This is a genomic window from Streptomyces sp. NPDC127114, assembly GCF_042677525.1.
Classification (GTDB): Bacteria; Actinomycetota; Actinomycetes; order Streptomycetales; family Streptomycetaceae; genus Streptomyces.
Window position 1 is genome coordinate 19,597 of the sequence record NZ_JBHXTJ010000049.1, and the last position, 12,692, is coordinate 32,288.

Here is a 12,692-nt window from a genome sequence, read left to right on the forward strand (position 1 = left end):
AAGAACACGCACAGCAGCAAGAAGAAGCGACAACGACGGAACGGCATGCAGAGACGGACATGGTGATGGCGCACGACATCCCGCCTCCGGGGGAGGCCGGACCTGGCACGCCCCGTCCGCCCGAGCGCGTATCCGGCGACGAACCGCTGCTCGCCGCGCGGGTGCACCGGCCGTCCGACCTGATGCGGCTGCTCATCGGCGTGCTCGCCATCGCCGTGGTCCTCGCCATCGCCGCCTTCGCCCACGGCACCACCTCCGGCCTCGAACAGGACATCAACAAGGGCGCCGGCGGTGCCCCCGACGTCTTCGTCAAGATCGCCGGCCTCGTCTCGTCCATCGCCGTCCTGCTCGTGCCCGTGGCCTTCGCCATCGAACGCCTGGTCAAACGTGACGGGCTGCGGATCGCCGACGGCGTGCTCGCGGCCGTCCTCGCGCACGGCGTGACCCTCGCCACCGACCTGTGGGTGGCGCGGGCGGCGCCCGGCACCATCCAGGACGCGCTGACCCAGCCGCAGTCCGGCGGCGGGCTCACCGACCCCGTGCACAACTACCTGGCACCGGTCATCGCCTACATGACCGCCGTCGGCATGGCCCGCAGACCGCGCTGGCGCGTGGTGCTGTGGGTGGTGCTGCTGCTGGACGCGTTCACGATGCTCGTCGCCGGCTACACCACCGCCTTCTCGATCATCCTCACCGTGCTGATCGGCTGGACCGTGGCGTACGGCACGCTCTACGCGGTCGGTTCGCCGAACGTCCGGCCGACCGGGCAGACGCTCCTCGCCGGTCTGCGCCGGGTCGGCTTCAGGCCGGTGACGGCGCTGCGCGCCGAGGGCGTGCCGGAGTCGGCGGACAGCGGGGACCGGGGCCGCCGCTACATCGTGACCCTGGAGGACGGGCCGCCGCTCGACGTGACGGTGGTCGACCGCGAGCAGCAGGCGCACGGCTTCTTCTACCGGGCCTGGCGCCGCATCACCCTGCGCGCCGTCACCACCCGCCGCTCGATCGTGTCGCTGCGGCAGGCCCTGGAGCAGGAGGCGCTGCTCGCGTACGCGGCGATCGCGGCGGGCGCGAACGCGCCGAAGCTGATCGCCACCTCCGAGCTCGGTCCCGACGCGGTGATGCTCGTGTACGAGCACCTGGGCGGCCGGACCCTGGACTCGCTCGACGACGGGGAGATCACCGACGACCTGGTGCGCAGCGCCTGGCGGCAGGTGAAGGCGCTCCAGTCGCGCCGGATCGCGCACCGCAGGCTCGCGGGGGACGCGATTCTGGTGGATCGTTCCGGCAGGGTGATCCTCACGGATCTGCGGGGCGGTGAGATCGCCGCGGGCGACCTGGTGCTGCGGATGGACATCGCCCAGCTGCTGACCACGCTCGGTCTGCGGGTGGGCGCCGAGCGGGCGGTGGCGGCCGCCGTGGAGGTGCTCGGCCCGGACGCGATCGCCGACTGTCTGCCGCTGCTCCAGCCGATCGCGCTGAGCCGGTCGACCCGCGCGGAGCTGCGCCGGCTCGCCCGCGAGCGGTCGAAGCGGGAGCGTGAGGCGGTGCTCGCGGCCTCCGAGGCGGCGAAGGGGGCCCGGGCGGAGGCGCGGGCGCAGGCGAACCTGGCGCCGGACCGGAAGGTGGCGCGGGCCGAGAAGCTGGCCGACAAGAAGGCGGAGAAGCGGGCGCTCGACGAGGCCCTGGACGAGGCCCGCGAGGAGGACCTGCTGGCACAGATCCGCCAGCAGGTGCTGCTGATCCGGCCGCAGGCGCCGGTGGAGCCGGTCCGTCTCGAGCGGATCAAGCCGCGGACGCTCGTCAGTCTCATCGCGGGCGCCGTCGCCGCGTACTTCCTGCTCTCGCAGATCGCCCGTACGCCGCTGTCGACGATCAGCGAGGCGGACTGGCGGTGGGTGGCCGCGGCCGTGCTCTTCTCGGCGATCAGCTATGTGGCGGCGGCGATGAGCCTGCTCGGCTTCGTGCCGGAGCGGGTCGGGTTCTGGCGGACGGTGGTGGCGCAGGTCGCCGGGTCGTTCGTGAAGATCGTGGCCCCGGCGGCGGTCGGCGGCGTGGCCCTGAACACCCGTTTCCTGCAGCGCTCGGGCGTACGGCCGGGGCTCGCGGTCGCCAGCGTCGGAGCCTCGCAGCTCTTCGGGCTCGGGGCGCACATCCTGCTCCTGCTGGCCTTCGGCTATCTGACCGGCACGGAGAAGTCGCCGTCGTTCACGCCGTCCAGGACGGTGATCGCGGGTCTGCTGACGGTCGCGGTGCTCGTGCTCGTGGTGACGGCGATCCCGTTCATGCGGAAGTTCGTGTCGACCCGGCTGCGCTCGCTGTTCGCGGGCGTGGTGCCGCGCATGCTGGACGTGCTCCAGCGGCCCATGAAGCTGCTCACGGGCATCGGCGGCATGCTGCTGCTGACCGGCTCGTTCGTCCTCTGTCTTGACGCGTCGATCCGTGCCTTCGGGCACGGCGAGGCGACGATCAGCTACGCGAGCGTCGCCGTCGTCTTCCTCGCGGGCAACGCGCTCGGCTCCGCCGCGCCGACCCCGGGCGGCGTCGGCGCGGTCGAGGGCGCGCTCACCTTCGGCCTGGTCACACTCGGCAACCTCCCTCTGGAGGTCGCCACCCCGGCCGTGCTGCTGTACCGGCTCCTGACCCTGTGGCTGCCGGTCCTGCCGGGCTGGATCTGCTTCAACTGGCTGACGAAGCGGGAAGCCCTGTAGACACCCTCGGACGCCCTTCGGACGCTCCCGCGACAGACGGCGCTCCGAAGACGGACCTTCTGGAAGACGGCCACGAGGAACACCAGCAGCGGCACCGAGCAGCCCACCTCCGCCGCGCCCCCCACCGGCATCTTCAGGCCGCGCCCCGGCAGGACGGCGGCCCGCGCGAGGTACACCGCGAAGGGAGCGGGTGCCGGTGACGGCGCGGGGCCCTGAAAGGACGGTGTCCTGACCGGCGTCCGCGCCGCCGGGCCGCCACCCGCATGGCCCCCTGCCCCGCGCGGGCGTACGCCGGGCGGCCCACGATGGGGGCATGCCGATCTCCGCCGCCCAGCGTCCCGCCCGGCGCGCTGCCCAGAGCGCCGCCCTGCTGACCGCGACCGCTCTGCTCGCCGCGACCGCCGGGTGCTCCGACGACGGAGGCCCGGCGACGCCCGAGTCCACGGGTCCGAGCGGGCTCGACGCGCTGGCGGCGCAGCGGCTCGAATGGGGGCCGTGCCTGCCGCCGTCCCCGGCGGAGGGCGGCGGTCCCGCGCCCACGCCGCTGCCCGGCGGGACGCCGTGGGAGTGCACCTTCATGACGGCGCCGCTCGACTACGCCAAGCCCGACGGCGAGACCGTCGACCTGGCCCTGATCCGCGCCAGGGCCGCCGACCGCGGCCGGCGGATCGGCTCCCTCCTGTTCAACTTCGGCGGCCCCGGCGGCTCCGGCATCACCGGCCTGCCCGGCTTCGCGAGCGACTTCGAGACCCTCCGTTCCCGCTACGACCTGGTCTCCTTCGACCCGCGCGGAGTCGGCCGCAGCGCGCCCGTCGAGTGCGCGAGCGACAAGGAGCTCGACGCCTACTACGCGCTCGACTTCATGCCCGACGACGCCGCCGAGGAGCGGACCCTCTCCGACGCGCAGAAGAAGTACGCGAACGGCTGCGAGAAGAACTCCGGACTCCGCCTCCCCCACGTGGGCACCGAGAACGCCGCCCGCGACATGGACCTGATGCGCCGGGTCCTCGGCGACGACAAGCTCCACTACTTCGGCATCTCGTACGGCACCGAGCTCGGCGGCGTGTACGCCCACCTCTTCCCCCGGAACGTCGGCCGCGCCGTCTTCGACGCGGTGGTCGACCCCTCGGCGGGCGTGGAGGAGGGCGCACTCGGCCAGGCGCGCGGCTTCCAGCTCGCGCTGGACAACTTCGCGCAGGACTGCGTGGACCGCGCCGAGGAGTGCGTGCTGCCGGGCTCGACGGTCGCCGAGATCGAGGAGTTCGTCATCGGCCTGCTCGCCGAGCTCGACGCGAAGCCGATCGCGGGCATCGGCGACCGCAAGCTCACCCAGACCCAGGCCGCCAACGGCATCGCCCAGGCGCTGTACTCGCAGGAGTTCTGGCCCTATCTGGAGCAGGGCCTCGACGAGGCCGACGGCGGCAACGGCGCGCTGCTGCTCGCCCTGTCGGACTCCATGAACGGCCGCAGCCAGACCGGGAGTTACAGCAACATCCAGGCTGCGAACGCCGCCATCAACTGCGTCGACTTCAAGGAGCGCTACACCCTCGGCCAGGCCAAGGAGCGGCTCCCCGAATTCCGCAAGACCTCCCCGGTGTTCGGCGACTTCATGGGCTGGGCCCTCGCCAGCTGCGCCCCGTGGCCGGTGCCCGGGACCTGGGAGAACCCGGACGTCTCCGCCGCCGGCTCCGCCCCGATCCTGGTCATCGGCAACACCGGCGACCCGGCCACGCCGTACGAGGGTGCCCGCTCCATGGCCGAGGCCCTCGGCAAGGGCGTCGGCGTGGAGCTCACGTACAAGGGCCAGGGCCACGGCGCCTACAGCAGCGGCGACGCGTGCGTGAAGGCCGCGACGGACGCCTACCTGCTCGAAGGCAAGGTGCCGGCCTCCGGGACCGTCTGCCCGTAGCGCGTCCGGCGCCGCCTACGATGGCGGTCCGGTACGGATCAGGGGGTGGCGCATGGGGCGCTCGTTCATACGCGGTGGCATACGTACGGGGGCGGCCCTCGCCGTCGGAGGACTTCTCGCGGCGGGCTGTACGGCCTCCGGTGACGGCGCCGTCGCCGGTGACGACCCCAAGCCCGCGGCGACCAGCCCGTCCGCCCGGCCGTCCGCGTCGGCGAGCGCCGCCGCCGGCGGCCCGGCGCTGCCCGCCGCGCTCACCGGGCAGCGGCCCGACTGGCGGCGCTGCACCGCTCCCGAGGGCGGCGAGGCCCCCGGCTCCTCCTGGCGCTGCGCCACCGTCAAGGTGCCGTTCGACTACGCCAGGCCCGACGGCGCGACCATCCCGATCGCGCTGATCCGCAAGGAGGCCGGGTCCAAGGACGCCCGGCTCGGCTCGCTGCTCTTCAACTTCGGCGGTCCCGGCGGCTCCGGCGTCGACATCCTGCCGCGCGGCGCCGCCGAGTACACGGCCCTCGGCAGCCGCTACGACCTCGTCTCCTTCGACCCGCGCGGCGTCCAGCGCAGCGCGGGCGTGGTGTGCCGGGACGACGCGGAGCAGGCGAAGGCCGAGCGGACCGTCGACTACACGCCCGACACGGCCGCCGAGGAGCGCGCCTTCCGCGCCGACGCCGCTGCCTTCGGCAAGGGCTGCGAACGCCGCTCCGGACCGGTCATCTCGGCCACCACGACCAGCAACACCGCCCGCGACATGGACCTGATCCGCCAGGTCCTCGGCGACGCGCAGCTGAACTACTTCGGCATCTCGTACGGCACGCAGCTGGGCGCCGCCTACGCGCACCTCTTCCCCCGGAACGTGGGACGCATGGTGCTCGACGCGGTCGTCGACCCGACCGCCGACTCGGTCGGCCACGCCCGCAACCAGACCGTCGGCTTCCAGCGGGCCCTGGACAACTACCTGAAGTCCACCGGCCAGGACCCGAAGGAGGGCACGGCCCGGATCGTCCGGCTCCTGGAGAAGCTCGACCGCCGGCCGCTCGCGGTCGGCGACAGGCGCCTCACCGACTCCCTGGCCCTGACCGGCGTGGTCATGCCGCTCTACTCGCAGCAGAGCTGGCCGCTGCTCACCTCGGCGCTGGCCAAGGCGGAGAACGGCTCGGGCGCCGAACTCCTCGCGCTCGCCGACTGGTACAACGACCGGGACGCCACCGGCCACTACTCGACCCAGTCGCACTCGCAGCGGGCGATCTCCTGCGCCGACTCCGCCGAGCGTCCCACCCTCGACCAGGCGCGGGCGCTGCTCCCGGAGTTCCGCCGCCTCTCCCCCGTCTTCGGCGCCTTCCTCGCCTGGGACACCGCCGGCTGGTGCGCCGACTGGCCGGTGCGGGGCGAGTACAAGGTGATGGACGCGAGCGCTCCCGGCGCCGCCCCGGTCCTGGTCGTCGGCACGACCGGCGACCCGGCCACCCCGTACGAGGGCGCGGAGAGGATGGCGAAGGCGCTGGGCCCGGGCGTGGGCGTCCTGGTCACCAACAAGGGCGAGGGCCACGGCGCGTACGGCTCCGGTGCCTGCGTCACGAAGACGATCGACGCGTACCTGCTGAAGGGCACGGTCCCGGCGAACGGCACGACCTGTTCCTGACGGGCCGCGCGCAGCCGGAAGGCCCCGGACCTGAACCAGGTCCGGGGCCTTCCTCGTACCGCCGGGAAGGACCGGTTCTAGTAGACCGGCTTCTCGGGCTCGATCTGGTGGACCCAGCCGATCACGCCGCCGCCGACGTGCACCGCGTCCGCGAAGCCCGCGGACTTGAGGACGGCGAGGACTTCCGCACTGCGGACACCCGTCTTGCAGTGCAGGACGATCCGCTTGTCCTGCGGGAGGTCCTGGAGGGCGTTGCCCAGCAGGAACTCGTTCTTCGGGATCAGGCGGGCGCCGGGGATCGAGACGATCTCGTACTCGTTCGGCTCGCGGACGTCGATGATGTCGATGTTCTCGCCGTCGTCGATCCACTCCTTGAGCTGCTTCGGAGTGATCGTGGAGCCGAGCGCCGCCTCCTGGGCCTCCTCGGACACGACGCCGCAGAAGGCCTCGTAGTCGATGAGCTCGGTGACGGTCGGGTTCTCGCCGCAGACCGCGCAGTTCGGGTCCTTGCGGACCTTGACCTGGCGGTACTGCATCTCCAGCGCGTCGTAGATCATCAGACGGCCGACCAGCGGGTCGCCGACGCCGGCGAGGACCTTGATGGCCTCGGTGACCTGGATGGAGCCGATGGACGCGCACAGCACGCCCAGGACGCCGCCCTCGGCGCAGGACGGGACCATGCCCGGCGGCGGGGGCTCCGGGTAGAGGCAGCGGTAGCAGGGGCCGTACTCGGACCAGAACACCGAGGCCTGGCCGTCGAAGCGGTAGATCGAGCCCCACACATAGGGCTTGTTGAGGAGCACGCACGCGTCGTTGACCAGGTAGCGGGTCGCGAAGTTGTCCGTGCCGTCGACGATCAGGTCGTACTGGCTGAAGATGTCCATCACGTTCTCGGCCTCGAGCCGCTCTTCGTGAAGGATCACGTTCACGTACGGGTTGATGCCGAGCACGCTGTCGCGCGCCGACTCGGCCTTGGAACGGCCGATGTCGGACTGGCTGTGGATGATCTGGCGCTGCAGGTTCGACTCGTCGACCTCGTCGAACTCCACGATGCCGAGGGTGCCGACACCGGCCGCGGCCAGGTACATCAGGGCCGGGGAGCCGAGACCGCCGGCGCCCACACAGAGCACCTTGGCGTTCTTCAGCCGCTTCTGTCCGTCCATCCCGACATCCGGGATGATCAGATGACGGGAGTACCTGCGGACCTCGTCTACGGTGAGCTCGGCGGCCGGCTCGACCAGGGGTGGCAGCGACACGGAGACCTCGTCAATACAGATGGTCGGGATGTCAGTACGACACTTGTTCTCCGCACAACACTGCCACGGCCCTCCTCATTCCGAGACACCCCGTCCGATACGCGAGACAATTTCGTCCCAGTAGCCGGGCAGCGTATGGAATTGGTCGCTTTGTCCCGGGCGGCCCCTGCGGTCGGTCATGAACACCGTGCCGGCGCCCTGCCAGCGGGCGATCCGCAGCGCCTCCTCCAGGTGGGTGCGGGGCACCCCGTGGACCAGGTGCGCGAACTTGCGCGCCGGATAGTCGGCCGTCCACTCCGCGACCTGCGACCAGCGGTAGTCGGCCCAGGCGCCGGAGAAGGTGACCAGCTGGTCGGCGACCTCCGCGTAGCCCGGGTACGGGTGGGTGCCGTGGCCGAGGACCAGGTGGACCTCGTCCTCGCGCAGCGCCTCGAGGGTCGCGGCGATCCGCCGCACACCGGGCAGGTCGGCCCGGTCGGCCGGGGCGCGGTCCAGGTAGAAGCCGTCCGCCTTGTACCAGTCGAGGTAGCGCTGGGCGTCGGAGACGATCTCGCCGAAGGGCCGCGAGCCGTGGTCGAGGCCGAGGTGGCCGAGCACCCGGACGCCCGCGTTGCGCAGCCTGCCCGCCGCCTCCAGGCAGTGCGGGTCGGGCCGGTCGCCCGGCCCCTCGGCGACGTTGAGCACGGCCCAGTGCACGGGTGTGCCGGGGCGGGTGAGCTCGGCCCACTCGACGGGCGCGAGCAGGGGGTGGGCGTACCCCGGCACGCCGAGACCCGTCTCGGTGACCGTCCCGGTCGCCGTCCCGGTGGCGGTCAGATGCGACATGCCGCCTCCATCCAGATGTCGGCCAGTGACTCCTCCAGGTTGATCCGGGGCCGCCAGCCGAGCCGGTCACGGGCGGTGCGGACGTCGGCCTGCTGCCAGGGTCCGCAGCCGTCGGGGTACGGGTAGGGCGCGGCGGCCAGCTGTTCGGCGATGGTCGCCTCGGTGCGCGGGGCGCCGATCACCGGGCGCGGCGGCGGCCCGTCGATCTCGTGCAGCTGACCGGCGTATCCGGCGACCCTGGCCAGCACGGCGGCGGCGTCGCGGAGCTTCACCGCGCGGCCGGTGCCGATGTTGACGACGCCCTGGGCGGCGGAGAGCGAGGCGGCGTGCACCGCGCGGGCGACGTCGCGGACGTCCACGAAGTCCCGCTGCACGCCCAGGCCGCTGAGCTTCAGCTCGCCGTCGCCGGCCTGGATGGCACGGCGCATCGCTTCGGCGAGCCGGCCGAGCGGGGAGCCGGCCGGGGTGCCGGGGCCGACCGGCGAGAAGACCCGCAGCACGACCGCGTCGAGGCCGGAGCCGAGGACGAGTTCGGTCGCCGCGAGCTTGGACACGCCGTAGGGGCCGCCGGGCCGGGGCACCGCGTCCTCGGCCGTGGACGAGCCGGGCTGGCTGGGCCCGTACTCGGAGGCGCAGCCGACCTGGACCAGACGGGCCCCGCAGCCGCTGCGGCGCAGGGCCTCGCAGACGGTGGCGACGGCGACGGTGTTGTGCCGGGTCAGGTCGCGGGCGCCGCCGCGGGTGGCGCCCGCGCAGTTGACGACGACTCCGGGGTGGACGGCGTCGAGGAACCGGGTGAGGGCGCCGGGGCTGCCGGTCGCGAGGTCGAACCGGACGTCGGCGTCGTCGCCGCGTCCGAGGGCGGTGAGGTGGACCGCCGGGTCGGCGAGGAGGCGGTCAGCGACGAACCGGCCGATGAATCCGTTGGCTCCGAGCAGCAGCACCCTCATCGTGCGGCCCCTTCGTGCCGACCGGCCGTGGCGTGGGATCGGGGTGTCATGGTTCTTCCTTCTCCTTGGGAGGTCTTGCGTGGGGGCGCGCCCGCGGCGTCGGCTCCGCGGGTGCGGCGGTTCAGACGTGGGCGGAGGCCCGGGACAGCGCGTCGGTGGCGTGGACGAGCAGGGCGAGAGCGGCGAGGCCGCAGACCAGGGCGGGCACCGCCGCCGGGCCACCGAGCGCCACGAGGGCGCGGACCGGGGCGCCGAGGACGTCGCAGCCCGGCAGCCGGGCGGCGAGGACGCTCGCGAGGGCGAGGGCCTCGGCCGCGCAGGCGGCGGCGACGGTGCCTGCCGCGGCCTCCGGGAAGCCGTGCACGGCGAGCAGCCGGGCCAGCAGCAGCAGGGTGCCGAGCGCGAGGGCTCCGGGGTGGAATCCGGTGAGGGCGAGCAGTCCGGCCAGGGCGGCGAGGTGGAGGACGACGCTGCCGAGGAGCAGCGGGCGGGCACCGGCCGCGAAGTCGGCGAGTCCCCGGCTGGCGGCGAGTCTGCGGCGGGCGCGGACCGCGAAGAGCCGGGCGCACCAGGCGGCCGGGGCGACCGACAGGGCGAGGGCGAGCAGCGGGCCGGTGTCGAACGCCCATCCGACGTCGGCGACCGGGCCGTCCAGGACGGTGACGACGGCCGGGCCGCCGTCCGGGCCGCCGCCGAGGAGCTGGTCCAGCAGACCGTCGCCGGCCGCCGCGTACGCGAGCAGCCAGAGCGTGCAGAGGGTCCCGAGGACGGTGGTGGACGCGGTGCGGCCGGTGGCGCGGAGCGGTCCGCCGCGTACGGCGAGGGCGAGCGCGGCGGCCAGGGCGAGCGCGCCGAGGAGACCGGCGGTGATGTGCAGCCCGTCGGTGGTGACGGCGAGCGCGGCGGTGGCGAGGGCGGCGGCGGCGCCGGGGACGCAGGCGACCAGGGCCCAGGCGCCGCGGCCGGTGCCGCCGGCCGGGTCCGGCGTGGTCCGGGCCGGTGCGGCCTCGCCGCGGGGGACGCGCGCGTACAGCTCCTCGGCGAGGGAGAAGACGTCGCGGTGCCGGAAGCGGGCGGCGGTCCGGTCGGTCACGCCGTGCGCCTCGAGTCCGGCGGCGATCTCCAGCGGGTCGACGGCCCGCTCGCACAGCTCGCGGTGGCGGTGCATCAGGGCCTTGACCGGGTCGGCGGGGCCGCGCCGCGCGGGCCGTGCGGGCTGGTGCTGAATCGCTTCGGCATGCCCGGCGGGCGGCTCGGGCACCGCGTCGCCGGCCGGTGTGGCGGCGAGCCCGGTGGTCGCCTCGGCGACCGGCGCGGTGGTCGGTGCGGAGATCGGGTGGTTGGCCGGGGCGTTGGCCGGCGCGGAGGACAGGTCGAGGGCGCCGGGCGGGAGGGCCCGCGCGGTGGCGGCCCGCGCGAGCGCCGGGGCGCCGAGCAGCGCCTCGGAGCGGGAGTCCCAGGGGCCGGGGCTGGTGGGAGCGGCGGGGCCGCGCATGGGTGTGCCTCCTTCAGGCATCGGGATCTCCCGCGCCGGCCGTCGCGGTGACCGGCTGGTCCGCCCAGCTGCCCGGCACATGGGCCTCGGCCGGGTGGGCGAAGGGCACGGCGCTGGTGGTGCGGCGGCGGACCGGCGAGTGGGAGAGAAGTTCGAGGTAGATGCCGCGGAACGCCGCCAGGTTCTGCTCCACGGTGAACAGCTCCAGGGCGCGGGCGCGGGCGGCGGCGCCGAGGCGGTGCCGCCGCTCGGGGTCACGCAGCAGCGCGAGGCAGGCGTCGGCGAGCGCCTTGGGGTTGCGCGGAGGGACGACGAGCCCGGTGCCGCCGATGACCTCGACGACCGCGCCGACGTCGGTGGAGACGGTGGCCCGGGCACAGAACATGGCCTCGACGAGACCGACCGGGAAGCCCTCCACGACGCTGGAGAGCACGACGACGGCGCTGGCGGCGTAGGCCTCCTCCAGGGTGGGGGCCTCGGGTCCGCCGAGCTCCTCGAAGGAGACGGGGTTCTCGCCGACGGCGTGGGCACCGGCGGCCTCGTCGGGGAAGAGCTGTTCGGCGAGGCCCCGGCAGTGGGCGAGGTACGCGGCGGCGCCGGGTTCGCGCACCGGCGCGGCGATGATCCGCAGCCGGGCGTCGGGCTGCTGCCGCCGCACCTCGGCGAAGGCGTGGAGCAGGGCGACCAGGTCCTTGGCGGGCTCGACCCGGCCGATCCAGGAGAGGGTGGCCGGGTCGCCGCTCTCCTCGTCCTCGCCGACCTCGGCGAAGCGCTCGGCGTCCATGCCGGGGTGGACCGTGCGGAGCCGGGCCCGGTCGGCACCGCACCGCTCCTGCCAGCGGCGGGCGTGGGCGTTGCCCGGGGTGAGGAGCGCGGCCTGGCGGTAGACCTCGCCGGCGAGCCGGCCGTGGAAGGCGGCGAGCAGGGCCCGTACGGGTGTGGCCAGGGGCGCGCCCGCGGCGGCGAGGTAGTGGGCGCGGAGCTGGACGCCGTACTCGGTGACGAGCAGCGGGGTGCCGAAGAAGCGTTTGGCCAGCAGACCCGGGAGCGCCGCGGCCCCGGCGGAGGCCGCGTGGCAGAGGTCGACGAGCCCGAGGCCGCCGAGCCCGTCGGGGCCCTCGTCCTCGGCGTACCAGCCGAGCGAGAGGGGGCGCAGGGCGCGCTCCAGCTGCTCGGTGAAGGCGAGGTGGTCGCGGACGGTGGCGGCGGCGACGCTCCGGCGCGCGCCGGGCGCGCGGCAGGCGGACTCCAGGATGCGGACGGCGGCTTCGGAGCGGAGCGCGGTCGGCAGTCCGCCGTGGGCGCGGGCGAGTTCGGCGAGTGCGTAGAGCCCGGCGGCGAAGCGCTCGGGGATCTCCTGGCCGGCTTCGGGGCGGAGGGCGTCGTCGGCGCAGACCCCCTCGGCCAGGTCCCGGAACGCCTCTTCGAAGAGGCGCCGTTCGCGCCGCCCGTAACCGCGCCCGTATCCACGGCCGCTGCCGCGCCCCGGGCCGCCGCGCAGCCGGCTGCGGCCCTCGTCGTCGGCGGTCCACAGCGGCGCGGTGCGCACGCTCCGCACGTTGGGCGGCAGCGGCAGCCGGCCGCCTGCTTCCTGCCGGGCGTCGCGGCTGAGGGCGTAGAGGTCGAACTCGTGGGGAGCGAGCCCGCGCACGAGCCGGTCGCACCAGAGCCCGGACTCACCGGCGGCATACGGGTAGCCACCCTCCGTGATCAGTCCGATCCGCATGAGCACACCCCCGTTCTCCCGTGACGACGACGGTCACCGTTCGGTCCGGCGACCCGCAGCGGGAAGAACGTAAGCGGACATGACGGTGGTGGGGGGGGCGGGGGTGGGGGGAGCTCAGCAGCGACGTCAGTCTGGCGTAAAATGAACAAACACCCACGTGACGGCGGCGGTACGGGGTCGGAAGGGA

The 12,692-nt window shown here is 74.1% G+C and carries 8 protein-coding genes; 3 read left to right on the forward strand and 5 right to left on the reverse strand.

Annotated elements, in window-relative coordinates; translation table 11 throughout:
- Window positions 1-65 precede the first annotated feature (65 nt).
- From ACFVGS_RS32280 to ACFVGS_RS32290, 3 genes are all read left to right on the forward strand, one after another.
- The gene (locus ACFVGS_RS32280) at window positions 66-2,708 is read left to right on the forward strand and encodes a lysylphosphatidylglycerol synthase domain-containing protein (RefSeq protein WP_384421212.1); all 2,643 of its coding nucleotides are present in this window, start codon (window positions 66-68) and stop codon (window positions 2,706-2,708) included.
- Between the two features lie 313 nt (window positions 2,709-3,021).
- Window positions 3,022-4,617, forward strand: a complete 1,596-nt coding sequence (locus tag ACFVGS_RS32285; protein ID WP_385695513.1) for an alpha/beta hydrolase — start codon at window positions 3,022-3,024, stop codon at window positions 4,615-4,617.
- Window positions 4,618-4,669: 52 nt separating this feature from the next.
- A complete protein-coding gene (locus tag ACFVGS_RS32290) occupies window positions 4,670-6,253 on the forward strand; it encodes an alpha/beta hydrolase (protein ID WP_384421208.1) in 1,584 nt (527 codons plus the stop codon).
- Window positions 6,254-6,330: 77 nt separating this feature from the next.
- Here ACFVGS_RS32290 and moeZ read toward each other — a convergent pair whose 3' ends face one another.
- The 5 genes from moeZ to ACFVGS_RS32315 all read right to left on the reverse strand — a co-directional run bounded on the left by moeZ (window position 6,331) and on the right by ACFVGS_RS32315 (window position 12,505).
- Window positions 6,331-7,509, reverse strand: coding sequence for an adenylyltransferase/sulfurtransferase MoeZ (moeZ, locus tag ACFVGS_RS32295; protein WP_384421207.1), 1,179 nt, complete (start codon window positions 7,507-7,509; stop codon window positions 6,331-6,333).
- Window positions 7,510-7,584: 75 nt separating this feature from the next.
- The gene (locus ACFVGS_RS32300) at window positions 7,585-8,334 is read right to left on the reverse strand and encodes a spherulation-specific family 4 protein (RefSeq protein ID WP_385695517.1); all 750 of its coding nucleotides are present in this window, start codon (window positions 8,332-8,334) and stop codon (window positions 7,585-7,587) included.
- Window positions 8,322-9,284: an NAD-dependent epimerase/dehydratase family protein gene (locus ACFVGS_RS32305; protein ID WP_384421203.1), complete on the reverse strand. Its 963-nt coding sequence runs from the start codon at window positions 9,282-9,284 to the stop codon at window positions 8,322-8,324. Before ACFVGS_RS32305 ends, ACFVGS_RS32300 begins: the two co-directional genes overlap by 13 nt.
- A 121-nt stretch (window positions 9,285-9,405) precedes the next feature.
- A complete protein-coding gene (locus ACFVGS_RS32310; RefSeq protein ID WP_385695521.1) occupies window positions 9,406-10,779 on the reverse strand; it encodes a hypothetical protein in 1,374 nt (457 codons plus the stop codon).
- Between the two features lie 13 nt (window positions 10,780-10,792).
- A complete protein-coding gene (locus ACFVGS_RS32315; protein ID WP_385695524.1) occupies window positions 10,793-12,505 on the reverse strand; it encodes a DUF3492 domain-containing protein in 1,713 nt (570 codons plus the stop codon).
- Window positions 12,506-12,692: the final 187 nt, after the last annotated feature.

Coding starts and splice junctions, on each gene's coding strand:
- ACFVGS_RS32285 (WP_385695513.1), top strand. CDS start 3,022: ATGCCGATCTCCGCCGCCCAGCGTCCCGCCCGGCGCGCTGCCCAGAGC.
- ACFVGS_RS32315 (WP_385695524.1), bottom strand. CDS start 12,505: ATGCGGATCGGACTGATCACGGAGGGTGGCTACCCGTATGCCGCCGGT.
- ACFVGS_RS32290 (WP_384421208.1), top strand. CDS start 4,670: ATGGGGCGCTCGTTCATACGCGGTGGCATACGTACGGGGGCGGCCCTC.
- ACFVGS_RS32280 (WP_384421212.1), top strand. CDS start 66: ATGGCGCACGACATCCCGCCTCCGGGGGAGGCCGGACCTGGCACGCCC.
- ACFVGS_RS32305 (WP_384421203.1), bottom strand. CDS start 9,284: ATGAGGGTGCTGCTGCTCGGAGCCAACGGATTCATCGGCCGGTTCGTC.
- ACFVGS_RS32310 (WP_385695521.1), bottom strand. CDS start 10,779: ATGCGCGGCCCCGCCGCTCCCACCAGCCCCGGCCCCTGGGACTCCCGC.
- ACFVGS_RS32300 (WP_385695517.1), bottom strand. CDS start 8,334: ATGTCGCATCTGACCGCCACCGGGACGGCGACCGGGACGGTCACCGAG.